This is a genomic window from Fulvimarina manganoxydans, assembly GCF_900176465.1.
GTDB lineage: Bacteria > Pseudomonadota > Alphaproteobacteria > Rhizobiales > Rhizobiaceae > Fulvimarina > Fulvimarina manganoxydans.
The window spans coordinates 135907-159852 of record NZ_FWXR01000005.1; the positions used below are offsets into that span (position 1 = coordinate 135907).

General features: G+C 63.4%; 18 protein-coding genes and 1 pseudogene. 13 read left to right on the plus strand and 6 right to left on the minus strand.

The features are described 5' to 3' along the window. The first annotated feature begins 75 nt into the window (after positions 1 to 75). From B9A15_RS08200 to B9A15_RS08215, 4 genes are all read left to right on the plus strand, one after another. Entirely contained in the window at positions 76 to 1941 is a 1866-nt protein-coding gene (locus B9A15_RS08200) for a glycoside hydrolase family 15 protein (protein WP_244556849.1), read from the plus strand. Then, on the plus strand, positions 1928 to 2737 hold the full coding sequence (locus tag B9A15_RS08205) for an SDR family oxidoreductase (RefSeq protein WP_084409553.1): 810 nt from the start codon (positions 1928 to 1930) through the stop codon (positions 2735 to 2737). Before B9A15_RS08200 ends, B9A15_RS08205 begins: the two co-directional genes overlap by 14 nt. A 280-nt stretch (positions 2738 to 3017) precedes the next feature. Beyond that, the gene (locus B9A15_RS08210) at positions 3018 to 6488 is read left to right on the plus strand and encodes a DNA translocase FtsK (protein WP_084409554.1); all 3471 of its coding nucleotides are present in this window, start codon (positions 3018 to 3020) and stop codon (positions 6486 to 6488) included. 173 nt (positions 6489 to 6661) lie between these two features. After that, positions 6662 to 6904 carry a hypothetical protein gene (locus tag B9A15_RS08215; protein ID WP_139798275.1) on the plus strand — a complete coding sequence of 81 codons (243 nt, stop codon included), beginning with the start codon at positions 6662 to 6664 and terminating at the stop codon, positions 6902 to 6904. A 159-nt stretch (positions 6905 to 7063) separates the two neighbouring features. Here the strand turns inward: B9A15_RS08215 and B9A15_RS08220 are convergent, their stop codons facing one another. Together B9A15_RS08220 and B9A15_RS08225 are read right to left on the minus strand one after the other, a co-directional pair. After that, positions 7064 to 8734: a cisplatin damage response ATP-dependent DNA ligase gene (locus tag B9A15_RS08220; RefSeq protein WP_084409556.1), complete on the minus strand. Its 1671-nt coding sequence runs from the start codon at positions 8732 to 8734 to the stop codon at positions 7064 to 7066. 104 nt (positions 8735 to 8838) lie between these two features. Further along, positions 8839 to 9732, minus strand: coding sequence for an exonuclease domain-containing protein (locus tag B9A15_RS08225; RefSeq protein ID WP_244556850.1), 894 nt, complete (start codon positions 9730 to 9732; stop codon positions 8839 to 8841). Positions 9733 to 9903: 171 nt separating this feature from the next. Between B9A15_RS08225 and B9A15_RS08230 the strand changes: the two genes are divergently transcribed. Further along, entirely contained in the window at positions 9904 to 10110 is a 207-nt protein-coding gene (locus B9A15_RS08230; protein ID WP_084409557.1) for a hypothetical protein, read from the plus strand. Between the two features lie 14 nt (positions 10111 to 10124). Here B9A15_RS08230 and B9A15_RS08235 read toward each other — a convergent pair whose 3' ends face one another. Then, positions 10125 to 11603 carry a UdgX family uracil-DNA binding protein gene (locus B9A15_RS08235; RefSeq protein ID WP_084409558.1) on the minus strand — a complete coding sequence of 493 codons (1479 nt, stop codon included), beginning with the start codon at positions 11601 to 11603 and terminating at the stop codon, positions 10125 to 10127. Positions 11604 to 12127: 524 nt separating this feature from the next. Further along, positions 12128 to 12418 (minus strand): annotated as a pseudogene (locus B9A15_RS08240) (IS481 family transposase); the annotation flags it as partial. 238 nt (positions 12419 to 12656) lie between these two features. Here B9A15_RS08240 and B9A15_RS08245 point away from each other — a divergent pair. Next, positions 12657 to 14486, plus strand: a complete 1830-nt coding sequence (locus tag B9A15_RS08245) for a methyl-accepting chemotaxis protein (protein WP_210190487.1) — start codon at positions 12657 to 12659, stop codon at positions 14484 to 14486. 160 nt (positions 14487 to 14646) lie between these two features. Here B9A15_RS08245 and B9A15_RS08250 read toward each other — a convergent pair whose 3' ends face one another. After that, positions 14647 to 14970, minus strand: a complete 324-nt coding sequence (locus tag B9A15_RS08250) for a hypothetical protein (RefSeq protein WP_084409560.1) — start codon at positions 14968 to 14970, stop codon at positions 14647 to 14649. Positions 14971 to 15231: 261 nt separating this feature from the next. Here B9A15_RS08250 and pabB point away from each other — a divergent pair, with 261 nt between their 5' ends. The 3 genes from pabB to B9A15_RS08265 are packed head-to-tail and all read left to right on the plus strand — an operon-like array spanning position 15232 to position 18079. Next, positions 15232 to 16611: an aminodeoxychorismate synthase component I gene (gene pabB / locus B9A15_RS08255; RefSeq protein WP_084409561.1), complete on the plus strand. Its 1380-nt coding sequence runs from the start codon at positions 15232 to 15234 to the stop codon at positions 16609 to 16611. Then, positions 16608 to 17219 (plus strand): anthranilate synthase component II, encoded by a 612-nt coding sequence (locus B9A15_RS08260; protein ID WP_084409562.1) that lies wholly within the window; start codon positions 16608 to 16610, stop codon positions 17217 to 17219. Before pabB ends, B9A15_RS08260 begins: the two co-directional genes overlap by 4 nt. After that, positions 17216 to 18079 carry an aminotransferase class IV gene (locus tag B9A15_RS08265; RefSeq protein WP_084409563.1) on the plus strand — a complete coding sequence of 288 codons (864 nt, stop codon included), beginning with the start codon at positions 17216 to 17218 and terminating at the stop codon, positions 18077 to 18079. Before B9A15_RS08260 ends, B9A15_RS08265 begins: the two co-directional genes overlap by 4 nt. Positions 18080 to 18211: 132 nt before the next feature. On the opposite strand, the gene B9A15_RS08270 is transcribed toward B9A15_RS08265, so the two are convergent. Then, entirely contained in the window at positions 18212 to 18625 is a 414-nt protein-coding gene (locus tag B9A15_RS08270; RefSeq protein ID WP_084409564.1) for a dihydrofolate reductase, read from the minus strand. Positions 18626 to 18967: 342 nt separating this feature from the next. Here B9A15_RS08270 and B9A15_RS08275 point away from each other — a divergent pair, with 342 nt between their 5' ends. The 4 genes from B9A15_RS08275 (at position 18968) to mdoH (ending at position 23749) form a co-directional block, all read left to right on the plus strand. Beyond that, on the plus strand, positions 18968 to 19480 hold the full coding sequence (locus B9A15_RS08275) for a MarR family winged helix-turn-helix transcriptional regulator (RefSeq protein WP_084409565.1): 513 nt from the start codon (positions 18968 to 18970) through the stop codon (positions 19478 to 19480). Positions 19481 to 19593: 113 nt separating this feature from the next. Continuing rightward, complete coding sequence (locus B9A15_RS08280) at positions 19594 to 21213, plus strand: OpgD/OpgG family glucan biosynthesis protein (protein ID WP_244556851.1); 1620 nt, start codon at positions 19594 to 19596, stop codon at positions 21211 to 21213. Next, complete coding sequence (locus B9A15_RS08285; protein WP_139798276.1) at positions 21210 to 21536, plus strand: hypothetical protein; 327 nt, start codon at positions 21210 to 21212, stop codon at positions 21534 to 21536. Before B9A15_RS08280 ends, B9A15_RS08285 begins: the two co-directional genes overlap by 4 nt. A 404-nt stretch (positions 21537 to 21940) precedes the next feature. Further along, on the plus strand, positions 21941 to 23749 hold the full coding sequence (gene mdoH / locus B9A15_RS08290) for a glucans biosynthesis glucosyltransferase MdoH (RefSeq protein WP_244556852.1): 1809 nt from the start codon (positions 21941 to 21943) through the stop codon (positions 23747 to 23749). Positions 23750 to 23946 lie beyond the last annotated feature (197 nt).

The following is a 23946-nucleotide window of genomic DNA, read 5'->3' on the forward strand; positions in this document are numbered from 1 at the left end:
CCTTGTCTTTGGCCAGCTACGCGCAACTTTCCAATCCTTCGAAGCGATCGCACCCCTCAGGACGATTTTACCGGAATGGCCAAAGACGTCATGCATCCCGCGCCGCATCCGATCTCCCAGCATGGGGTGATCGGAGATATGCGCACCCTTGCCCTTGTCGCGGACGACGCGACGATCTCCTTTTTTTGCCATCCCAATATCGCCTCGCCGACCGTCTTCGGCTCGTTGCTCGATCCCGAAAAGGGCGGCTCCTTCAGCTTCGGCGCCAAAAGCCGAAGTGGCGAAATGAAGACCAAGCAGATGTACCTGCCCGACACCAACATTCTCATCACGCGCTTCCTGGAGAATGAAGGGATCGGCGAAGTCACAGATTTCATGCCGGTGGACGGAACGGGCCGGATCGTGCGCCGGGCCAAGGCGATCATGAACACGGTCGCCTTCGAGGTCGATCTCACGCCCCGGCCCGATTACGGCCGGAAGGCGCCGCGTCTCAGCCAGTTCGAAGACGGCATCAGGATCGACTGGGACGGGTGCGAGCGACCGATGGAGGTCCATTCCTCCTTTCCCCTGACCCTCACGGACGACGCCATCACCGCCCGCATCGAGCTGAAGGAGGGCGAGAGCGCCTATATCGTGCTCTGCCCCAATCATGACGATAGCCCCGAGATCGACGGGCAGTATGTGCGCAATGCCTTCACGCAAACACGCGATCATTGGCACAAATGGGTCAATGCCGGGCAATATCCGTCCTTCTGGCGCGAACTCGTCACCCGGTCTGCGCTGACGCTGAAGCTTCTGACATCGGCCGAGCACGGTTCGATCGCCGCGGCCGCGACCTTCGGCCTGCCGGAAGTGCTCGGCGGCGAGCGCAATTGGGACTACCGCTATTGCTGGGTCCGGGATGCCGCCTTCACGCTCTACAGTCTTTCGCGCCTTGGCTATTACGACGAGGCCGAATCCTTCATCCATTTTCTGATGGAGCGGGCCGTCGAGGACGGCGCCGAGGGCCTGCAGATCATGTACGGCATGGATGGTCGAAGTGAGTTGCCCGAATCGACGCTGGATCATCTGTCCGGCTATGCCGATTCCACGCCGGTGCGCGTGGGCAACGCGGCCTATAGCCAGCTTCAGCTCGACATCTATGGCGAGTTCATGGACGCGGTCTATATCGCCACCAAGGCGCGGGGAAAGCCGGCCTATTCGGTCTGGATCAAGCTATCCCGGATGATGGACTGGCTCTGCGAGAACTGGCGCCAGCCCGATCAAGGCATATGGGAAAGCCGCGGCGGGCCGAAGGAATATCTGTCCTCGCGCCTCATGTGCTGGGTCGCGCTCGACCGCGCCTTGCGCATCGCGATGGAACAGTCCCTACCCGCCAATATCGAACAATGGCGCCGCGAACGCGACCTGATCCAGCGCACGATCCTGGAGGAATTCTGGAACCCGGATATCGGCGCCTTCACCCAGTTCAAGGGATCCTCGACGCTCGATGCGGTCGTTCTCCTGATGCCGCTCGTCAAATTCATCAATCCGCGCGACGCCATGTGGACATCCACCCTGAAAGCCGTGCGGCGCGAACTCGTCCATGACTGTCTCGTCCACCGCTATCGCAACTGCGCCGAGAACGACGACGGGCTGGAGGGCCAGGAAGGCGCCTTCACGATCTGCTCCTTCTGGTATGTGGAAGCCCTTGCCCGCACCGGCTATGTGGCCGAGGCGCGGCTCCTGTTCGAAAAGCTTCACACCTATTCCAACCATCTGGGCCTTTATTCGGAGGAATTATCCTCAGCCGGCGACCATCTCGGCAACTTCCCCCAGGCTCTCACCCATCTATCTCTGATCTCGGCCGCGATCTGGCTCGACCGATCCTTGAACGGCGATGTCCGCGACCCCAGCCATTTCGAATTCAGCATGCTCGAGGACCCCGATGGCATCTTCTGATCTTCCCTCCTTGAAGGGCCAAACGGCGATCGTCACCGGCGCCTCGTCCGGGATTGGCGCTGGCACGGCGATCATCCTTGCCGAGGCGGGCGCAAGGGTCGTCGTCAATTATCGGTCGAAGGACGATGCGGCCGAAACCGTCATCGACACGATCCGCAAAGCCGGCGGCGAAGCCACCGAGGTTCAGGGCGATATCTCAAAGGAAGAGGACGTCATTGGCCTGTTCGACGAGGCCGAGCGGATCTACGGCCCCGTCGACATCGTCTTTTCCAATGCCGGCCTTCAGCGCGACAAGGCGATCGGGGAGATGACGCTCGATGAGTGGAATGCGGTCATATCCGTCAATCTCACCGGCGCGTTCCTGGTCGGGCGTGAAGCGATCCGCCGGTTCCGAAAGAAAGGTCTGCGCGAGGATGTCAGCGCAGCCATGGGCAAGCTCGTCTTCGATTCCTCCGTTCATCAACGCATCCCCTGGGCTTTCCGCGCCAATTACGCCGCGTCCAAGGGCGGGCTTCATCTCCTGATGGAGTCGATCGCCCAAGAGGTTGCGGAGGAGAAGATCCGCGTCAACGCCGTCGCGCCCGGCGCGATCGCCACCAATATCAACAAGGCGGAACGCGAGTCCCATCTGGACGAGATGTTGAAGCTCATCCCCTATGGCCGGGTCGGCGAGCCGGCCGATGTGGGGCGTGTGGTTGCTTGGCTGGTCTCCGATGCGTCGGATTACATCACCGGTCAGACGATCTATGTGGACGGCGGCATGACGCTTTACCCCGGCTTCCGGGGCAATGGCTGACATCATCCCCAAGACGCATCTTTGTGGCAGAATTTTTTCCTTTCCCCGCCGTAAGCCCTTCTTAAGCTTAAACGGAGCTTAACCAGACGCCCCCTAATCTCACGCCGAACGGAGGCGCAGGCTGCGCTGATTGCGCGCAAGCCGAGCGGCCCCTCCAGGCGCCCGGCCGGCCCTGAACGGGGCCGCCTGACGCCGAAGCACGAATCTGAAGGCGAGACGGAATCGAAGCGGGACACTGCGCCCGCTTCCCGTCTGCCCCAATGCAGCGGATGGCGAACCGATGGCGATGATGGCTGAAGAGGCGGGTGAGCGGCTCATGAACATCAAGCGACAGTTGGAGATCGGCGGGGGTCTCGCCCTCGTCGGGGTCTCCGCCTTCCTGGCGGTTTCGGCCGCGACTTGGAATGTGAACGATCCGTCCTGGAGCCAGTCGAACCGCAATCTCATCGAAAACGCGGCCGGCGGCTCCGGCGCCGTCGCTGCCGATCTGATGATGCAGATTCTCGGCCTTGGCGCGGCGCTGTTCATCGCCCTGCCGCTCATCTGGGGTATCCTCCTCATCAGCGGCAAAGGGCTCGACAAGGTCTCCCGTCGTGCCTGGCTTGCGCTGGGCGGCATCGCGCTCGGCTGCGCCGCCGTCGGCTGCATGCCGGCCACCGAGCATTGGCCGCTTCCGATCGGCCTTGGCGGCGTTCTCGGCGACATCGTCTTGAAATTCCCCGCGCTCGCGATCGGCGGCTATCCCTCCGGCTTCTTCGCGATCGTCTTCGGCCTTCTGCTGACTGTCCCGGCGGCTTGGCTCTATCTGAACGGCGCCGGCATTCTCGATCGTCGGTCGTCGGCAGAGGCCTATGACGCCTATGCCGACTCGCGCCATTATGCTGGCGCAAGGGCCGGCGATCTGGCCGAGGACGATGGCGAAAGCCGCTTCCAGCTGGTCGTCGGCGCTCTCGCCCATGCCGCCTTCTCGGTCCGCTCGGCCTTCGATCGCTTCCGGGCGGCCCGCGCCGAGCGCCGCCGCGAATTCGGCGACCGTTTCGACGACTGGAACGACCAGGCCGCGCCGGCACCCGTGGTGCGCGATCCCGCCCTGCTCGCCCCCGAAGACGGGTATCGCCGCGCGCCGGTCCGGGTTCATCCAGCCCATCGGCCCGAGCCTCACATGGCGCATGCCGCTATGCCGGAAGTGCCGTCACCGGACGCACCCTATGCCGACCCTCGCGCCCATCGGGAACCGGAATTTGCGCGGATGGAGCCCGAATTCGACCGGCGCACCGCTCAGCGCGGCGCGCCCATCCCGCCTGAAGTCCCGGCCGAGCCGGTCATGAGCGCGCCGGAGCGCACCATACGCGTCCAGATGCCGTCTCAGGCTCCGACGGCGAGCTATTACGACCCCTTCGCGGATACAGACGGCACCGAAGACGAGGCTTTCGGTCAGCCGGTAGCACAACCGATGGGGCATGCGATGCCTCGCCAAGCGGCGGCACAGCCAGCCATGACGCCGCCTGCGGCCAATCCCCACGCCCATCATCAGCAGCCGATCGTCACCGGCCGCTTCGATGCGCCCTTCGAGACCCCGGCAGAACCGGCAGAGGAACTCCTCCAAGACGACGACGGTTACGAAGATCAGGCTTGGGCCGCCTATGACGAAGGCCAGTATGGCGCAGAGCCTCAGGACCCTTATGCCAACGATGCCTGGTTCCGGGCTAATGCCGCTTCCGGCCATCGCGCCGAGGCGGCGCCGACCGCGCAAGCAGGTCAAGGATTCGAGCCCCAGGCCGATTACGGCATGGGGCCGTCCGGCGCGGAGATGATGATCGACGCAGACGACCGAGTGGCCCCGACCGCCGGCCCCGCACCGGCCGATGGCGGCTGGCGCGGTCTTTTGCCGGCCAATATCATCGCCTTTCCGGGCCGCCGCCCGAAGGAAGAATTCGAAAACCCACAGACGAGCGCGCCCGCGCCGCGCCAATCTGCGCCGCAGCAACCAGCCGCCGACGCGCGCCGCGCACCTCCGCCGATGCCGCGCGCCCATGGCCCCGCCGACCAGCAGGCGGCCGTGGCGCAAGGCATGGGAGCGGCCCAGGGTCAGGGCGGCAACGACGCCCGTCTCGTCCCTCAGAGCCAGGTCGTCACCGCCCAGCAACAGGCCTTGCGAACCGGCTCCGGCCGCGCCGTCGCCATGAAGCCGAAGCTCGAACTCACCGACCCGGCGACCTATGAGCTGCCCTCCATCGAATATCTGACGCCTGCCAAGGAACAGGATTTCGATGCCAGCCTCTCGGAAGCCGCTCTGGCCGAAAACGCCCGCCTTCTCGAAGGCGTCCTGAAGGACTTTGGCGTCAAAGGCGAGATCATGGAGGTTCGCCCCGGCCCCGTCGTCACGCTCTACGAGTTGGAGCCGGCCCCTGGCATCAAGTCCTCGCGCGTCATCGGTCTGGCCGACGACATCGCCCGGTCCATGTCGGCGATCGCGGCCCGCGTCGCGGTCATTCCCGGCAAGAACGCCATCGGCATCGAATTGCCGAATGTGCGGCGCGAGACGGTCTATTTCCGCGAGATGATCGGCTCGGAAAGCTTTGCCCAGCACCGGGGCAAGCTGCCGCTCGCCCTCGGCAAGACGATCGGCGGCGAGCCCGTCATCGCCGATCTCGCCAAGATGCCCCATCTTCTCGTCGCCGGTACCACCGGCTCTGGCAAGTCGGTGGCGATCAACACCATGATCGCCTCGCTGCTCTACCGGCACTCTCCGGCCGAGTGCCGCCTGATCATGATCGATCCGAAGATGCTGGAACTGTCGATCTATGACGGCATCCCCCATCTTCTCGCCCCCGTCGTCACCGATCCGAAGAAGGCGGTCGTCGCCCTCAAATGGACGGTCAAGGAGATGGAGGACCGCTACCGGAAGATGTCCAAGGTCGGTGTGCGCAACATCGACGGCTTCAACCAGCGCGTCCGCGCCGCCATGGAGCGCGGCGAGACCATGTCGCGCACGGTCCAGACCGGCTTCGACCGGGAGAGCGGCGAGCCGATCTTCGAGACGGAAGAGTTCGATCTGCGCCCATTGCCCTATATCGTCGTCATCATCGACGAGATGGCCGATCTGATGATGGTCGCCGGCAAGGAGATCGAAGGCGCCGTCCAACGCCTTGCCCAGATGGCCCGCGCCGCCGGCATCCATGTGATCATGGCGACCCAGCGCCCGTCCACCGACGTCATCACCGGCACGATCAAGGCGAACTTCCCGACCCGCATCTCCTTCCAAGTGACTTCGAAGATCGACAGCCGCGTCATGCTCGGCGAGAGCGGCGCCGAACAGCTCCTTGGCATGGGCGACATGCTCTTCATGACCGGCGGCGGGCGCATCCAGCGCGTCCACGGGCCCTTCGTCGACGACGGCGAGGTCGAGCGCATCGTCACCCACCTCAAGGCACAAGGCGTGCCCGACTATCTCGACGCCGTCCTCGAGGACGACGACGAGGACGATGGCGGCTCGTCGGGCGGCTCGTCCGGCAAGGGCAACGCCAACGCCCCCGAGCCGGACGAGAACGCCGATCTCTACGACCAGGCGGTCGCGGTCGTCCTGCGCGACGGCAAGGCGTCCACCTCCTACATCCAGCGCCGCCTCGGTATCGGCTACAACCGCGCCGCCTCGATCATCGAGCGCATGGAGAAGGAAGGCGTCGTCGGCCCGGCCAATCACGCCGGCAAGCGGGAGATCCTCGTGCCGACGGAAGAGGACACGATGTAAGGCGAGCGGAAACGACTCGCTCTCCTTCACCGAGATCAATGCGGGCGCAGCAGGACGCGCCCGCAGGCGGAAGAAGCGGCCGATCGCGTTGAATGCTCCCATCTGGCTTGGGATCAGTCGCCCTTTGCGATATCGCTATTTACGATAGTGATTATGCGCGGGGTCTTGTCGGCATGCTCCCCTTGAGGAACCAAAAGACCGCCCCGACGGAGCGGGAAAAGCTACAGGCCTCCTATGTGAACGGCTTGGCGATCGGTGTCGGCGTCGTCGCCGGTGTCGGACCGCTTGTCAACGCAGCGGTTACGGGCACGCTGGGCTTCGCGATACCGATGATCAGTCTGGCGGGTTTCGGCATCAGCTACTATCTTCATCGCACGGCGACGAAGTTTCTCAAGGTGACCGAAGATGACCGCTGACCTTCTCGACATCGTGTGGATCGTGCTCGGATTTTCGGGTTTCGTCGTGATCGCTCATCTCGTCGCCCGAGACGTCGCTCGCGAGCGAGACAAACGGCATTGATCGAGATCGCACGATGTCCCGACGAATTCAGGTGGTAGCCGGCGTTGGGCTTTGGGTTAGTTTGAGTCAAGCATCGCCTGCAGCGTCTCCAGCCGGTCGGCCTCGGCGGCCGGCTTGTCCCAGCGCAATCGGCTGACCCTTGGAAAGCGCATGGCAACGCCCGATTTGTGCCGCGCCGAACGCTGCAGCCCCTCGAAGGCGACCTCGATGACGAGGCCATGATCGGGCTCGGCCCGCACCGAGCGCACCGGCCCGAAGCGCTCGATCGTGTTGTCGCGGATATATTTGTCGAGCTGCTTCAGCTCTTCGTCCGTGAAGCCGAAATAGGCCTTGCCGACAGGCACGAGTTCCGGCGCATCCTCAGCGCCCGTCCAGACGCCAAACGTATAGTCCGAATAGAAGCTGGACCGTTTGCCATGACCGCGCTGGGCATACATGAGCACGGCGTCCACGAGATACGGATCCTGCTTCCATTTGAACCAGGGTCCCTTGGGCCGGCCCGGCACATAGGCCGAATCCCAGCGCTTCAGCATGACGCCCTCGATCACCGCATGGGGCGGGTTGGCGCGGGCCTTGGCGAGATCGGCAATGCTCTCGAATGGCACGAAGGGCGAGACATCGAAGCGCGTCGGCTCCAGATGGTCTGCAAACCGGTCGAGCCGCTTGCGACGCTCGGCGAAGGGCAGCGTGCGGAGATCCTCCCCGCCTTCGATAAGAAGATCATAGGCTCTCAAGAAGACAGGATATGTCTTGAGCATCGCCGCCGAGACGCTCTTGCGGTTGAGGCGTTGCTGAAGATCGGAGAAGGTGCCGACGACGATGTCGTCGCCTCGCGCACCTTTATGGGCGTCGACCTTCGGCCGCCCGGATCGCGCCTCCGTAGGCACGGCGACGAGAAGCTCTCCGTCGAGCGTTCCTTCGAAGGTCATGAAATCCATGAGATCGGGAAAGGCGCCGGAAATATCGTCACCCGTGCGGGAATAGAGCCGGGCCACACCACCCTCCGCGCTCGCCTGAACCCGGATGCCGTCCCATTTCCATTCGGCCGCGTAAGTTTGCGGGTCGATCAGCCCATGATCGGGCTCCTCCAGCGGCTGAGATAGCATAACGGGTCGGAACGGCGCCTTGGCGGCCGAAACCGGCTTATCGGCCCGTCCCTCCAGCCAGGCGAAAAGCTCTTCATAGGGCGGAGTGAGCCCGTGCCAGAGCTCCTCGATCTCGCTCACATCCTTCTCGCCGAAATCGGCCAGCGCCTGTTTGGCAAGACGCGCCGAAACGCCGATGCGCATCGCTCCGGTCACGAGCTTCAAGAGTGCGTAGCGCCCGGAGGCATCCAACCGATCGAGCCAGGCTTCGACGAGCCGCGGCCCCTCCTGCCGGCTCGCCCCATTCAGCCGCAAGACGACCTCGGACAAGGTTGGCTCCGCCTCCTGCGATCGCGAAGCTTCATCATGAGGCCCCGGCCAGACCAGCGAGATCGTCTCGGCAAGATCGCCCACATAGTCATAGGAATAGCCGAAGAGCACGGGGTCCATCCGCGCCGTCGCGAGTTCGCGCAGCATGGCGGGCTTCACCGATCGGATATCGAGATCGCCGGTGATCGCCGCCAAGGCGATGCCCCGCTCAGGGTCCGGCTCGCCGCGAAAATGCTCCACCATCAGCCGCAGCTTGCCATTGCGCGACGGCGTCAGTGTCAAGGCGTCGATGAGATCGGCAAAGGGTTTCATCGCGCCTCACGGCCCAGAATGCGAGTTGGCAAGTTCATGAGCGCAAACTTAGAGCGACGCCGGCCGCCTTGCAGACCAGACCATCTGACGCGCAGGAGGAGGCCTCACGCCGTCGGCAGCTTCCGCGCTCCGCGAATGCCGCGCGAGGCAAGGTGATGGCGCGCGGTGAAGACGGCGTCGGCATTCATACCGGGCTCGGCCAAAAGCCATTCGAGATAATCGCTCGGCACCTCGGCGAGGGGCACGCCCTTGTGCCGGCCGAAACGCAGCTTGGCGAGAAGCGCCGGCTCGGCCGAGACCTTTTCCGCCCGCTCCAGAAAATCCTCGATGTCTTGGCATCGCGGCATCAAGGCCTCGGTGATCGCCTTGAGGAGAACGGCCGTGCAGAGCGCATCGTAAAGCGCGCGGTGCGCATGAAGCCCGGCGAGATGCGGCTCGACCTCGGACAGGTTCAGCGGCAGATATTTGACGAGGCTCTGCAACCCATGCGCCCGCACTTTCGGAAAGGCGCGCAAGGCAAGCTTGTGCGTACAGAGCCAGCGACCCGTCAACCTCAAGCGCGAGCGGTCGAACTCGGCGCGCTGGGCCGCATAGATGGGGGCGTGGAAAGGCGCGACGGCTTCGGCGAAGGGCGGAGCGCCGGCCAACATCTCGTCGCTGATCTGGTGGATACGCCGCGCCTTCGGATTGATGGCGACACCACCCGGATCGCAGAAGGTCTGCATGGGATTGAAGATGCGCCCCGTCGCAAGATCGAGATCGACTGACCCGATCTCGAGGACGGCATCGTCTTCCAGGCGCTGGCCGGCGGTTTCCGTATCGATAACGCGCACGACGGCCGGTCCCGCCTCGGCAAAAAGCGACGGCGTCTTTTGAGCAGGCGGAAACAAGCCGTCGGACATTCGCGAAGGACCGCGCAGGTCGGCCGGTGGCGGGGCCACCGACGCAACGTCGATCATATGGGACGAACCGGGCACCCGGTCTTCGGCATCTGTCATCGTTTCATAGTTCGGCTCTCCGATCGCATCTGACAAGCTCTGAGAGCGCTTATCACCTGAGACAGACCGGCGCATGATGGAGCTCCGCGCCGATCATTGCAGCGTGAAGCTGTCAGACCGACAGCTCGGCCTCTACATCAACTGAACAAGGCAAACGAATGGAGGACGGCCATGCAAGGTGATGAAAGCAAAAAGGACGACGGTTTCGACAATGCGATCGAGCGTACTGACAAGCGCTATCACGGCGAGAGGCTGGGCGAGGATCTGATCGGCAAGGACATTCCGAAAGAGGTGCAGGATTGGGAGGCGATGAGCGAGGACGAGCGTGAGGACGCGATCAAGGCCGGCAAGACGCCGCCCGCCGGCGCGCGCGTCTAAACCGCCTCCTGCAATCAGGCCGCGAGCGCAAGTTCGGGGATCGTCTGCAAGACAAGCCCCATATCGGCTTCGAACGCGGCCTGCTCGCGCACCCTCGCCGCCTCGTCCGGCAGGCGCAGGATATAGGATGGATGGACGGTGACGAGGAGCTTCGTCGCCCCGTCGAGATCGATCAACTTCGAGCGCGTGTCGCGGATCGTCACCGACTTGCCGAGAACGCCCTGGGCCGCGGTCGCGCCGAGGGCGACGATCAGTTTCGGCTTGACCAGCTCGCGCTCCAGATCGAGCCACCAGCGGCAGGCCCGGATTTCCCCGACATTCGGCTTGGCATGAATGCGCCGCTTGCCGCGCGGGGTGAATTTGAAATGTTTGACCGCATTGGTGACATAGGCCTGTGACCGGTCGATGCCGGCGGCGAGCAACGCCTTGTCGAAAACCTGTCCTGCGGGCCCAACAAAGGGCTCGCCGGCAATATCCTCCTGATCGCCCGGCTGCTCCCCGACGAAAATGACCGGCGCATCGCTCGGCCCCTTGCCGAACACGGTCTGTGTCGCCGGCTCCCAAAGCGGGCAGGCCTGGCAGCGGCTCGCCTGATCCCGCGCTTCGGCAAGATCGTCCGGCACCTTGTTGAAGCCGGGCGCCGGGGTCTTCTCCATTTGGGGTAGTGTCATCGCCTGCCGCTCCTGCAATCTCTCGTGACGCAAACTCGGCAGGGTCGGGAGGGTTTCGATCATGCGGCGCTGCGCCGCCTCCGCGCCGGCGACAAGCGGTTTGACGAGGGCGGTCTCCGGCATGTTCGCCCAATATTTCTTGGGCATCTCCGCCGTCATCGCCTTTACCTTGAGGCGGGCCGGGTTGAAGATCGAAGCGTAATAGGTCAGCCAGAGCGCCTCCATGTCGTCGCCATCCGGGCGCATTTCTTTCGACGCGCCGGGCAGGAATGTGAGGTCCGCCCCGTCCCAATGGGCCGTCCTCTCCGGCGTCAAAATCGTCCAGACCATGCCGGCGAAGCGCCGCGCGAAGAAGGGTGCGGTCGCCTCCACGATATGGTGGAAAGGCTCGAACCAGGCCACGTAATGTCGGGCGCCATCCTCGGCCTCGATCTCTCGAAAGCGGACGAAGGCTTTCATCTTGTGCGCGTCGCGCCGCACCGCCTTTTCCATTTCGGTGGCTCTGAGAACATCGGGATCCGACGCAATGTCGAGGAGGCGCTTTTCGCTCTGCAGGCGCCACAACAGGCGATAGGCGAAGACCAAACGGTCCTGATCGGCATGGCAGACGAGCTTTCGCGCCAGATCGATGAAAGCCTTGGGCACACTTGGCTGCGGCCCATCGGGATCGTGAGGGCCGAGCGGTTCGGCAAAGAGCGTCTCACCGGCCCCGGCGATGGTGAAAGCGAGATCCTCGGGTCTCACGCTCCGCGAATAGGCGGCGCGAGCAGCCTGCCGCCAACCATCGAAATCGGCTTCGAAAGCGAGGTCGGCGGTGAACATGGTTGGTGCCTCTGGATATTGGGCGGTTTGACCCTCGATCTCATTCAGAAGCCCTTCCGGAGAGCACGGCGATGGGCTTTAGACTCGGAAAATGGAGCACCTCGCGCCATGGCAATGCTAACGACGCGCGGCAAATTGGTTCATGGTTATTGTCGCGGGCCAAGGGATGAAAGGTTTTCTAGGCTCAGGACTCATTGATCAAAGCCAGAAGATGACGGCGGCAGCGATGCAGATGGCCGAGAAGAAGGTGTGAGCGCACCGGTCCTAGCGTGTGGCGATGCGCCGCCAGTCCTTGAGCTTGGCGAACAGGTTCTCGGCCTTGTGGCCTTGGCGGTAGAGCGTCGTGTCGTATGCGTAGGGGGTTTTACGGCTTCGGCTCGATGGGATGCACGGCTCGATGCCGCTGGATTCCAGTTCCGCATGGAACCATGCGCTGTCATAGCCGCGATCCGCAATGGGCCTTCAGATGGGTGGTGTCGATCATGATGCGCTCGGGTTCCGGCCCTTCACCGGCAAGCCGGGCGAAGATGCGGGATTGTCGGCTGGAGGGCATAGAGACAGTCATCGAGCGGCAATAACGTATGGCGGCGGAAGGCGACGACGACGGCCTCGTCCCCGACGGACAGAATTGTGGCATGAGGCTTCTTCGGCCCGGTTCGGCGATCGCCTGTGGAGGTCCGCTTCACTATTTTGGCGACGGTCTTCGGGTTGAACCCGTAGCGTATGGAAAGCGTCCTCAGGCTCGCTTGACCATGCTGTATCGCTCGACGGACTGCCGCAGTCGTCGTGGCGCTCCCATGCTGAACCTGGCCCATAGTGCTTCCTTCCATTCGTGTGAATAGATTGCACCATCAAAGCCTGGGATCAAACATCTAATCAGTCGAAAGCCGTTTGAGACGAACGGGCTGCGTCACGCTCACCTGCCAAGGAAACGGCTTGCGAAAGCGTTTTTCGCGCATCACCTTCAATAGCCGACGCTCTTTCGTAATTTAGTAACCTTATTCAACAAATTATTTCAACTTAACGATTTAATCTATTCTTAGGAGACGAGCCATGCCTCGGGCCACCATGTCGCTTTCGTCCAAAGTTGCCGCAATAGTCGTCGTCAGCCTTCTCACGCTTACGGTCGCCTTGATGGCGGTGACCGCCTTCTCTTTGGAGAACAGCGCGGAGCAACAAGCCACGGAGCGTCAGGAAGCCAATATGCGCGTCGCCTGGGACGTGTTGCGCCAATATGGGTCCGACTTCTCGGTGACGGATGGCCGATTCCTCGCCGATGGTCAGACGCTCAATGATTTCTACGAGGCAGTGGATCGAGTGAAGGATCTCGTGGGCGGCACCGCGACCATCTTCATGGGCGACACGCGCGTGACAACCAATGTCATGAAGCCGGACGGCAGCCGGGCGGTTGGAACGAAGCTCGCCAAGGGGCCCGTCTATGACGCGGTTCTCGGTCGCGGCGAGCCGTTCCGCGGCGAGGCCGATATTCTGGGTACGGCCTATTACACCGCCTATGACCCGATCAAAAACGCGGCGGGTGAGACGGTCGGCATCCTCTATGTGGGCGTCAAGAAGAGCGAGTTCTTCGCTCACGTCAACGCGCTCGAATGGAAGATCTTCCTGGTCTCGGTCGTTCTTCTCACACTCATCGTCCTGACTTCGCTCTTCGTCTCACGCCGCATGTTCGCCTCGCTCAAAGGACTTGCCGGCGCGATGGACCGGCTCGGCGAGGGCGACACCTCGGTCGATGTCCCCGGCACGCGGCGCGGGGACGACATCGGCGCAATGGCCCGCTCGGTCGAAGCTCTGCGCCAGGCAGCCCTGCGCAAGGAGCAGGCCGAGGCGGAAGCCCGCACCGCTCAAGGGGCCGTCGACGCCGAACGCACAACGGCAAGCGAGCGGCAATCCCAGGCGATGGCGGCTCAAGACCTGGTGGTCGGCGAAATCGGACGCGGGCTCACACGTCTTGCCAATGGCGATCTCACCACCTCGATCGAGACGACGTTCCCGGGCGCCTATGAAAGCCTGAGACTGGACTTCAACCGGGCCGTCACCTCCCTGAACCAAGCCATGAGCGCCATTTCGTCGGTCACCGGATCGATCCAGACCGGCACGCTCGAAATCCGCGCCTCTTCAGATGATCTCGCGCGGCGCACGGAGCAGCAAGCGGCGAGCTTGGAGGAAACGGCCGCCGCGCTCAGCGAAATCAACGAGGCCGTGACGCGCTCGTCGGGCGGGGCGGAGCACGCCCGCAATCTTGCCGGCAATGCCAAGAGCCGTGCCGAGAAGTCGTCCGAAGTGGTCGCCGAAGCGGTGGCCGCGATGGGCGAGATCGAAAACTCCTCCGGCCAGATCTCGCAGATCATCACGGTGATCGACGAGATCGCCTTCCAGACCAATCTTCTCGCACTCAATGCCGGCGTCGAGGCCGCGCGGGCGGGCGAGTCCGGTCGAGGTTTTGCCGTGGTCGCCCAGGAAGTGCGGGCGCTCGCGCAACGCTCGGCGGAAGCGGCCAAGGAGATCAAGGACCTCATCAACACCTCCACCGAGCAGGTCGACAGGGGCGTCGAACTCGTTGGTCGCACCGGCTCGGCCCTTGACGAGATCATGCGGGAAGTCGTCGCCATCAACGACGCGATCCAGACGATTTCGGCATCGGCCGCCGAACAAGCGACAAGCATCGGTGAGGTGAATGTGGCGGTCTCCAGCATGGATCAGGTCACCCAGCAGAATGCCGCGATGGTCGAGCAGGCGACGGCCGCGTCTCACCGGCTCGGCGACGAAGCCAACCGGCTGTCGGACTTGGTCTCGACCTTCGAGATGGGCGCGGCAGGAAGCGGAGCGAAAAAGGATGCCGCACGCAAAGCGGCCATGGCGGCCTGACCGAGCGCCAAACACCGCATGAAGACAGGAAAGGCTGCCGTGGGAAGCATGCTCCCGGCGGCGTTTCGTCAGGGCGCGGCGGCTTTCGCCTGCAAATGCGAAGATGCGCGCATTGGGCGAACGATACGAAACCCGACTGGGTCAGGCGGATACCGTATTATCAGTTCACACGGCCAGCCCGGCAGCGCTGATAGGCGCGGGCGCCGTCCCGCCGGGCAAACTCCTCGGTGATCTGGCGAACGCCGAAGCCATCCTCGGATCGGTCGATCCGGCCTTCATAGGCGTTGGCCGCCGTCTGGCGCGCATAGGTCCGGCAATAGGCATCGGATCCAGGGGGATAGGGATTGGCCGACACCCGCGCGCCTCGGATCGGATTGTCCGGGTTGGGAAAGGGCGTTGCCGCATTGCAGCCGGCGAGGAGAGCGACAAGAAGCGGGGCGGCCAGAACGCCGGGCATCCGGCGTCCGTCGGGGAAGAGAATCATCGGCGCGTCTTTCCAATGGCTCGGCCGCGATGCGCGGCTGATCGACGAACAATCGTCGCATCGAAAGCCGGTTCCACGCGCCACACTTGGACACGCGGCCGAAAGCGCCTATCACTGGGCGCACAAGGCTCTTGCACAGCCTGAACCGGCTCGCCGCGGCGTCTTCATTGGGCTTGGCGCTTGCGCCCGGCAAAGCGGTCCGAGGAGATCCACAGGACGAGCCGAATTGACGAAATCGCGCGCTCCGTTCATTGCCGAACCATGATCACGACCGAGATCGACTGGCTGGATCCCTTCGAGGCTGCGAGGCGCCTCAAACCTCTTGGCCGTCTCGCCTTTCTTGACAGCGCCATGGCCCATGCCGAACTCGGGCGCTATTCCTTTCTGGCGGTCGATCCCTTCGCGACCTTTTGCGTCGATGCTAAGGGCGCACAGCTTTCCGGGGAAAGGCTCGCCGGCCATCCGATCGAAGCGCTGCGCGACGTGCTCGCCCGCTTTCGGATCGAGGCGATCGAGGGCCTGCCACCCTTTCAAGGCGGTGCGATCGGCTATATCGCCTATGAATTCGCCCATCATCTGGAGGCGCTCGCAGCGCCCCCCGATCTCGATCCGGCGCGGCCGAGCCTCGTCTTCGACCTCCATGACGTCGTCGTCGCTTTCGACCACCAGACGAAAACCGCAAGGTTGATCTCGAGCGGCCTGCCCGAGCGCAATGCGCCCGCGAAGGACCGTGCGCGTGACCGGGCCGACCGGGTTCTCGAAGCCCTGAAGGCGCAAGCCCCGGCCGTCGCCCCGCTTACCGGGGGCCTCGACTGGCGCTCCAACTTCTTTGCGAAGGATTACGAGGCGGCGATCGAGAAGACCCGCGATTACATCCTCGCCGGCGACATCTTCCAGGCCAATATCGCTCAGACCTTCACCAGCACGCTACCGATCGGCTTCGACCCGTTCTCGCTTTATGGACAGCTACGGCGGACCAATGCCGCGCCCTTTGCCGCATTTCTCGATTTCGGCGACACGGTCGTTGCATCCTCTTCGCCCGAGCGCTTTTTGAAGCTTTCTGCCGACGGGGCCGTGGAGACACGCCCCATCAAGGGCACGATCCGCCGTTCTGGCGAGGCGGAAGAGGACGCACAGCTCGCCGCCGAGCTCCTCGCCTCGGATAAGGATCGGGCCGAGAATGTCATGATCGTCGATCTGATGCGCAACGATCTCGCCCGCGTCTGCGACCCGCATTCCGTCGACGTGCCGGTGCTGTGCGGCCTCGAGACCTATGCGGCGGTCCATCATCTCGTCTCGGTGGTGACCGGCCAGTTGCGGCCGGGCCTTGGCATTGCAGATCTTCTGGCCGCGACCTTTCCGGGCGGCTCGATCACGGGAGCGCCGAAGATCCGGGCGATGGACATCATCACCGAGATCGAGAAGACGCGGCGCGGCCCTTATTGCGGTGCGATCGGCTATATCGGCTTCGATGGCGCGGCCGACCTCAATATCGCGATCCGCACCGTCACCTTCGAGGATGGGCGGGCGCGGCTTGCGGCCGGCGGCGGCATCACGGTCCTCTCCGACCCCAAAGCCGAATATGAAGAGACCTTCACCAAGGCCGAACGCGTCTTCAAGGCTTTCGAGGCGGAGAGATGAAGCTTGTCGTCCTCGACAATTACGACAGCTTCGTTTTCAACGTCGCGCGCTATCTGACGCGGCTCGGCGCCAAGACGATAGTCCTTCGCAACGACCGAACGAGCCTCGCCGAGATCGAAGCTCTGGACCCGGAGGCGATCGTCGTCTCACCGGGCCCCTGCTCGCCCCGCGAAGCCGGCATTTCGTGCGATCTCGTTCGCGCCTTCTCGGGCCGCACGCCGATCCTCGGCATCTGCCTCGGTCATCAGGTGATCGGCGACGTCTTTTCGGGCCGTGTCACGCGAGCGTTGAGGCCCATGCATGGCCGCGCCTCGCCGATGTTGCATGAAGGCGCGAACCTCTTTGCCGGCCTTAGACCTAAGACCAAGGCCGGGCGCTATCATTCCCTGATCGTGGAAGAGACGCCGACCATGCTGGAGGTGCTGTCGGTGGATGCCCGCTCGCCCGACGGCGAGATCATGGCTCTCAGCCACCGCACCGATCCGACCTTCGGCGTTCAGTTCCATCCCGAATCCATCCTGACCGAGGATGGCGAAGCGCTGTTGGCCAACTTCATCGCCCGCGCCCGCGCCTTTCATAGCGACCGCGAAACGGAGCCCAATTCGTGACCCGCGTCTGGCTCGATGATCGCCTGGTGGAAGCAGACGACGCGGCGATCGCTCCGACCGATCGCGGCTTCACCCTGGGCGACGGCGTCTTCGACACCGCGCTCGTCGTCAATTCCCGGGTCTTCCGGCAAGAGGCCCATCTCGATCGCCTTGCGGCCTCCTGCGAGGCGCTGTCCCTGCCGATCGCCCGAACCCGATTGGAAGCGGCTTATGCAGCCCTTGCGCAGGAGATCGGCGCGGGCTCGATCCGGCTAACGGTCACGCGGGGAACCGGGGCGCGCGGCCTAGCCTTTCCCGACGATCCGCGGCCGACGCTTTTCGGAAGCGCCAGCCCGCTCGCCACGTCGCTTTTCTTCAAACCCTTGCGGCTGACCCTCGCCGCGATACGCCGCAACGAGACCTCGCTCACCGCTCGCCACAAAACGCTCTCCTATCTCGACGCAATCATCGAGACGGACCGCGCCAAACGAGTGGGCGCCGACGAACCGCTTTTCCTCAACACCCAAGGTCGGATCGCCTGCAGCGCGCTGGCCAATGTCTTTCGCATAGATGGCAATCGACTGATCACGCCGCCGCTGAGCGACGGCGTCCTGAACGGCATTATGCGCGGCTGGGTCTTGGACAATGCGCCGGCAAGCGGCTTTGCGGTCTTCGAAGAGAGCCTCGACCGCGCGGCCGCATGGAACGCGCATTATATCTTGACCAACTCACTCCGGCTTTTGGCTCCGGCCGCAATCGGCGGCGAGCCGCCTCCGGGCCTTGCCGATCGCCTCGCCCCCCTGAGGGCAGCCCTCCTGGACGCGATCCGCGCCGAATGCGGCGCCGACTTACGCGATCAGCTTCCAGGTCCTGGAGAATAAGCTCGACGAGCCTATGAGACCTTCGGTGTCATGGGCGCGCCGCCAGCCTCAGCGGCGTTCGAGCAAATCGCCGGACGTGGATTACCCCTTTGGATCAAGCCATCCGACCCGCTGTATAAAGAGAATAGGCCCTCAGTCTCGCCGTTTCGCCCCGCCGGCGATCAGCCAGGCCGGGTTGAACCAGGTATCGGCTTCCCCGTCATAGGGCAGCGTGTTGATGTCCCAATGGCGCACGAAAGGCGCGTAGACATCCCAAACCGCCGGCCCGCCGCCCACATAGACGACGCGATCGGAAAAGCGCGCAAGCACGTCTTCGGGCTTGTCGGAGGAGCGGATCGTCACGATCGTGCGGTCGTCATGGGCGAAATCGGGGAAGGAGGCGACCGTCTTCGGACCGCAGATCAGAACATGGCCACGCGTGATCTCGAAGAAGCGCTCCACATCCTCGATGAAGGGCCGCGCGGCACTCCCCTCCCAGGGCATTCCACCGTCCAGGCCAAGCTGGCCGCTTCGTCCGATCGCGCAGATCACGCGCACATCCGCCATGTGTCACTCCCTATGCTGACCTTGTCCAATCCCTCGAGCCTCTAAACCGCTGGACGGGTGAAGTGACCCTTAGGGTCGATCCTTCTCCGTCAAAGGACTCCAACGCCGCCCGGGCTGCCAGCGGACCGGAATCGATTGCGGGAAGCAATGATATGGAGTCCCTCGGCCGCGTGCCGGGTTGGCGAAAAACCGGCATCCACCTTTTCACTCTGTGCATCAGAGGCGTCCAGTGTGCGTCCTATAGGTCGCATGCCATGCGAACAGTTAAATTCCGGTACGAATTATATCCGAAAACTATCCTATTATAATGCGCGGTTCTCCGGTTTTCCGCTCTCAAGGGGTATGAGACCGACACCCGACGAGACCACCGCATTGCGCGACGAGACCCCACCGCCCGGATTGATGGCCTCAAACGGAAACGATGACGTTCAGACCGTCACCTCGCTTCTGTCGATCGCCAAGTCGACGCGCGCCTTCATCGCCCTGCTCCTGGCCGAGATCGGTCTTCATCCGGGCCAGGACCAGCTCCTCGACCGGCTGACGCCGGGCACGCCGATCAGCGTATCGGTGCTGGCGAGCGAGCTCAGCGTGCGCCCCTCCACTGTGTCCAAAATGCTGGACCGGTTGATCGATCGCGGACTTGTGATCCGCACCGCCAATAAGAGCGATCAACGCCGGACCATGGTGGAAATCACGCCGAAGGGAGAGACGATTCGAAGCGAAGTGCGCGAGATTTGGCGCCGGCTCGAAACCGAGCTGGTCAGCGCCCTCGACCAGGAGCAGCGGCGGAGCCTGACCTTCAAGCTTTCGCAAATCGACGAGATTTTGGCGCAGAAGCTGCGGCGTTTACGCTGACCGCAATTGCGAAGAGTGAAGGGCGAATGCCGGCGCGTTCAGCTATTGTTTAGCCAAGATTTCGCATATGCTAAGAGAAATCCCTATTCCGCGTAGCTATGCAAAGGCATTCAGTGGGCCCCTCAATCGACGCGACGCGCCGCCTGGCGCTGAAGGGCGGCGCATCCGCTCTCGTTCTTTCCCTCTTCTCCCTTCCGACCCGCGCGCAAGACGCCCCTGCCGGCGACGCAGCGCCGGCGGCGACCTCTCCTGATGCAGCGCAGCAATCGACGCCGCTGACCTATGATGCGCTCAGCGAGCGCATGCGTCAGCGGGCCGCCGAGCCTTATACGGCACCGGAAAACATGCTGCCCGATGTGGTCGCCAATCTCGACTATGACAGCCACCGGGCGATCCGCTATCGGCCCGATCATGCTCTTTGGCGCGCCGAGCCGGTCGATTTCCATCTCCAGGCCTTCTATCCGGGCTGGGTCTTCACCGACACGACCAGCATCTTCATCGGCCGCGACGGCGAGTATCAGCGCAAGGTTTTCGAATCGTCCGACTTCGAATACCGACCGCCGCTCGATCCGACCGAATTCCGCAATGTCGATCTGCCGGGCGTCGCGGGTTTCCGAATCCACGCGCCTTTGGAGCGACCGGACTATTTCGACGAACTGGTGACTTTCCTGGGCGCGAGCTATTTCCGCGCCCTCGGCATGGGAACGCGCTACGGCCTGTCAGCTCGTGGCCTTGCCCTCAACACGGCGACGGACGCCGAAGAGGAATTCCCGCGCTTCACGGCCTTTTATATCGACGAGCCGCGGCCGGGCGACGAGTCGATCCGGTTGATGGCTGAGATGGATAGTCCCAGCGTGACCGGCGCTTATGAATTCATCATCACGCCGGGTCCGCGCACCGAGATGGTTTGCTCGGCGCGGCTCTATTTCCGCAACGAGGTCGCGCGGCTCGGCATCGCGCCGCTCACGTCGATGTACACCTTCGGCGAGAACGATCATCCGAACCACGAGGATTTTCGGCCCGAGGTGCACGACAGCGACGGCCTGCTCATCGTGCGGGCCAATGGCGAGCGTCTCTGGCGCCCGCTCAAGAATCCCGACACTCTCGCTTTATCCTTCTTCTCCGAAAACAGTCCGCGCGCTTTTGGGCTTCTGCAGCGCGACCGCGACTTCGACAGCTATCAGGATATCGAGGCCCGCTACGATCTGCGCCCCTCGCTCCTCGTCGAGCCCATCGGCGAATGGGGCGCGGGGGTAGTCGAGCTCGTCGAGATTCCTTCGCGCTCGGAAGCTAACGACAATATCGTCGCCTTCTGGGTGCCCGAGGAAAAGCCGACAGCCGGCACGGCGATGGAGTTCCGCTACCGCATGCTATGGGGGCTCGACGTCGAGCAGATCCAGCGCGATGCGCGGGTGACGGCGACATTGGCGGGCATTGGCGGAAACGCGGCCGACACTGACCAGCCCCAGACGACGCGCCGAATCGCCATCAATTTCTCCGGCGGCACGGTCGCCAATCTGCCGGAAGGCGCCGAAGTCGAACCGCTGATCGACGTCTCCTCGGCCGCCCGACTCGTCAATAGCAGCATCTCGCGTCTTCCGGACGGCGGATGGCGCGTGTCGATCGAGCTGGAACGACTCGAAGACAGGCCCGTTGAACTTCGCGTGAAACTTTCCATGTTGCAGCGCATTGTAAGTGAGACATGGCTCTACCAGTGGTCCAGCGCATCATGACTCCGACTTCGACTTCAGCGACACCGGCTCGGGAAACCGCGCTCACCTTCGTTCAGCGGCTTTTCTCTCGCCCCGACCTCACCGATGTGGAAGTGCATCGCGCGGTGGGCGCACGGCTGGCGGCTGAAAGGCGCGACTGCGCGGTGGATAAGATTATCAGTGACGCCCAGAGCGGGAATGGCGAGGCCCTCGCCTTCTTGCGGACGATCGACCTGCCCGCCCCGACGGCACGGCTGGTCATGCCGGTCCAGGAACTTGGCGGCGGCGTGCTTCGCCACGCCTTCTGCCTCGCCTTCGGCCGCTCGGTGATTGGGCGCGGCTGACGGCCTTTGAAGGCCGAGCCGCCTGTGAGCGCAGCGCGTATCGATCCGGTCTCGCGGTGCGATCGGCCGGATTTCGTATAAGATCATCGGTCCTTTGGGAGCATCGCTTGCAAAGGACCGCTGGCAGCCCGAGCGGCGTTTGAGCAAATGGCCGGACGAGAATTGGCCTGAAGGGTCAATTCATTTGGTCGAACTTATGTGACCTTACGGTTGATGGATATCCACCGGCCGCGAAGTCATGTAGATTGCGTGGCGAACGGTCATGCAGTGGCGCCGCAGGGCAAGACGACGAAAGATCGTCGATGTCTCGCCCCTTGAAAGGCGGCAATTGGAAAACCTGCAGCATTGAACGACGACGATCCGCCGCTCGATGCCGTAATCTTATTCGAGAGGCGGTCTGCCCGTTGATCTCTCTGTATCGCTTCGTCTTCGTCGCCAGCGTCATCGTGCTGGCCGTGATCGCCACTTCGCTGTTCTTCATCATCGTGACGGCGAACGGCATCACCAATCTGCATGTCATCCAGATCACGCTGCTCCTCTTGTGCTGCAGCTGGCTGTCCTGGGGCTTCATCACAGCGGTCTTCGGCATGATCTCGCGCCTGCGCGACAAGCCGCGTCCTTTGCGACCCGACTATGTCCCCGCTGACAAGACCGCGATCCTGGTGCCGGTCTATAATGAAGACGCCGAGGCGGTTTATGCGCGCGTCGCCGCCATGATCGAAGGGCTCACCTCGATCGATCGGCTGGACCATTTCCACATCCATGTCTTGAGCGATTCCACCAAGGCCGAATGCGTGGCCGAGGAGCGCCGGGGCCATAGCGCGCTTCTCACCCGCCTGTCGCTTGCCGGCCGCCTGTTCTATCGGCATCGCGAGAAGAACACTGGTCGCAAGGCCGGCAATATCGCCGATTTCGTCACACGGAACGGCGGCGCCTATGCCTATATGCTCGTCCTCGATGCCGACAGCCTGATGGCGCCGGATACCATTTTGGAAATGGTCGCCCGCATGGACGACGATCCGGAACTCGCCCTCCTCCAGACCCAGCCGCTCATCATCAACCGGCGCACCATCTTCGGCCGCGCCCTGCAATTTTCGGCAGCGCTCTTCTCACCGGTCTTCTCGCGCGGCATCGCTGCGCTTCAGGGCCGCGAGGGGCCGTTCTGGGGTCACAACGCCATCATCCGCGTGCGCGCCTTCGCCGCCCATTGCGGCCTGCCGAGCCTTCCGGGCAAGCCACCGCTTGGCGGCCATATCCTCAGCCACGACTATGTGGAGGCCGCCCTTCTCGCCAGGGCCGGACTCAAGGTGCGCGTCGATCCTGATCTCGGTGGCTCCTTCGAGGAAGCGCCGGCCAACATCATCGAATATGCCAAGCGTGATCGACGCTGGTGCCAGGGCAATCTCCAGCATAGCCGCCTGCTCTTTGCGAGCGGGCTGAAATGGTGGAGCCGCGTCTCTCTCGTCAATGGCATTATGGCCTATGTGGCCTCGCCGATCTGGCTGATGTTCCTCGTCGTCAGCCTGCTCGATCCGGTTCTGGCGCCCGAGCCGAACTATTTTCCCTCGGACTCGCTCTTTCCGGTCTTTCCGAAGCCGGAAACCCAGAAGGCGCTCCTCTTGCTCTTCGGCATCGTGGTCCTTCTGCTTCTGCCCAAGACGATCATCACCTTCTCCAGCGCTCTGACCGCGCGCCGGAAGCGCTTCGGCGGCGCGATAGCCGTGATTGCTGGGGCGACGAGCGAATTGGTCCTAACCTCGATGCTCGCCCCGATCATGATGATGCTTCAGTCGAAGGCGATCGCGGAGATTCTGGTCGGTGCCGATTCCGGCTGGCCGGCCACCGATCGCGACGACGAAGGCTTGAGCCTGTCGACGGCCTTTGCCGCGAGCTGGTGGATGGTGCTCGCCGGAACGCTCGTCCTGGTCGCGACCCTGTCTTATGCGCCTGACGTCATCTGGTGGACGCTTCCGATCGCCGGGCCCCTGATCATCGCGCCCTTCCTCATCTCCTTCACTGCCAGCCCGTCGGTGGGAGACTGGGTGCGGGCGAATGGGCTCTTCGAAACGCCCTTCGAAAGCCAGCCCGATCCGGTGATCGTCAACGCGGCCGAGTGGCGGAGCCGATTGAATCTGTCCGCCGACGCCGCCTCTGGAACGACCGAAGCTCGCAACGCGCCGGAGCGGTTGGATCAGCCGCCTTTGCCGGCCTGACCTTTTATACGAAATCCGTTCGATCGCTTCGCGATGACGGATTTCAACACGCTCAGGCGCCGCACGGGCTTGGATACGGCATCGGCCTGGTCAGCCGGATGCCGTATTATTCGGGGCGCTTCCGCTCACGCTATCGCTTATGCAACGGAACGAGGCGCATCTTTTGTCGGGATGCGCCTTTCTTCATGACCGGTTCA

Excerpts from the sequence above, each read along its gene's own strand:
- B9A15_RS08200 (WP_244556849.1), top strand. The coding sequence starts at position 76 with ATGGCCAAAGACGTCATGCATCCCGCGCCGCATCCGATCTCCCAGCAT.
- B9A15_RS08205 (WP_084409553.1), top strand. The coding sequence starts at position 1,928 with ATGGCATCTTCTGATCTTCCCTCCTTGAAGGGCCAAACGGCGATCGTC.
- B9A15_RS08210 (WP_084409554.1), top strand. The coding sequence starts at position 3,018 with ATGGCGATGATGGCTGAAGAGGCGGGTGAGCGGCTCATGAACATCAAG.
- B9A15_RS08215 (WP_139798275.1), top strand. The coding sequence starts at position 6,662 with ATGCTCCCCTTGAGGAACCAAAAGACCGCCCCGACGGAGCGGGAAAAG.
- B9A15_RS08220 (WP_084409556.1), bottom strand. The coding sequence starts at position 8,734 with ATGAAACCCTTTGCCGATCTCATCGACGCCTTGACACTGACGCCGTCG.
- B9A15_RS08225 (WP_244556850.1), bottom strand. The coding sequence starts at position 9,732 with ATGACAGATGCCGAAGACCGGGTGCCCGGTTCGTCCCATATGATCGAC.
- B9A15_RS08230 (WP_084409557.1), top strand. The coding sequence starts at position 9,904 with ATGCAAGGTGATGAAAGCAAAAAGGACGACGGTTTCGACAATGCGATC.
- B9A15_RS08235 (WP_084409558.1), bottom strand. The coding sequence starts at position 11,603 with ATGTTCACCGCCGACCTCGCTTTCGAAGCCGATTTCGATGGTTGGCGG.
- B9A15_RS08245 (WP_210190487.1), top strand. The coding sequence starts at position 12,657 with ATGCCTCGGGCCACCATGTCGCTTTCGTCCAAAGTTGCCGCAATAGTC.
- B9A15_RS08250 (WP_084409560.1), bottom strand. The coding sequence starts at position 14,970 with ATGATTCTCTTCCCCGACGGACGCCGGATGCCCGGCGTTCTGGCCGCC.
- pabB (WP_084409561.1), top strand. The coding sequence starts at position 15,232 with ATGATCACGACCGAGATCGACTGGCTGGATCCCTTCGAGGCTGCGAGG.
- B9A15_RS08260 (WP_084409562.1), top strand. The coding sequence starts at position 16,608 with ATGAAGCTTGTCGTCCTCGACAATTACGACAGCTTCGTTTTCAACGTC.
- B9A15_RS08270 (WP_084409564.1), bottom strand. The coding sequence starts at position 18,625 with ATGGCGGATGTGCGCGTGATCTGCGCGATCGGACGAAGCGGCCAGCTT.
- B9A15_RS08275 (WP_084409565.1), top strand. The coding sequence starts at position 18,968 with ATGAGACCGACACCCGACGAGACCACCGCATTGCGCGACGAGACCCCA.
- B9A15_RS08285 (WP_139798276.1), top strand. The coding sequence starts at position 21,210 with ATGACTCCGACTTCGACTTCAGCGACACCGGCTCGGGAAACCGCGCTC.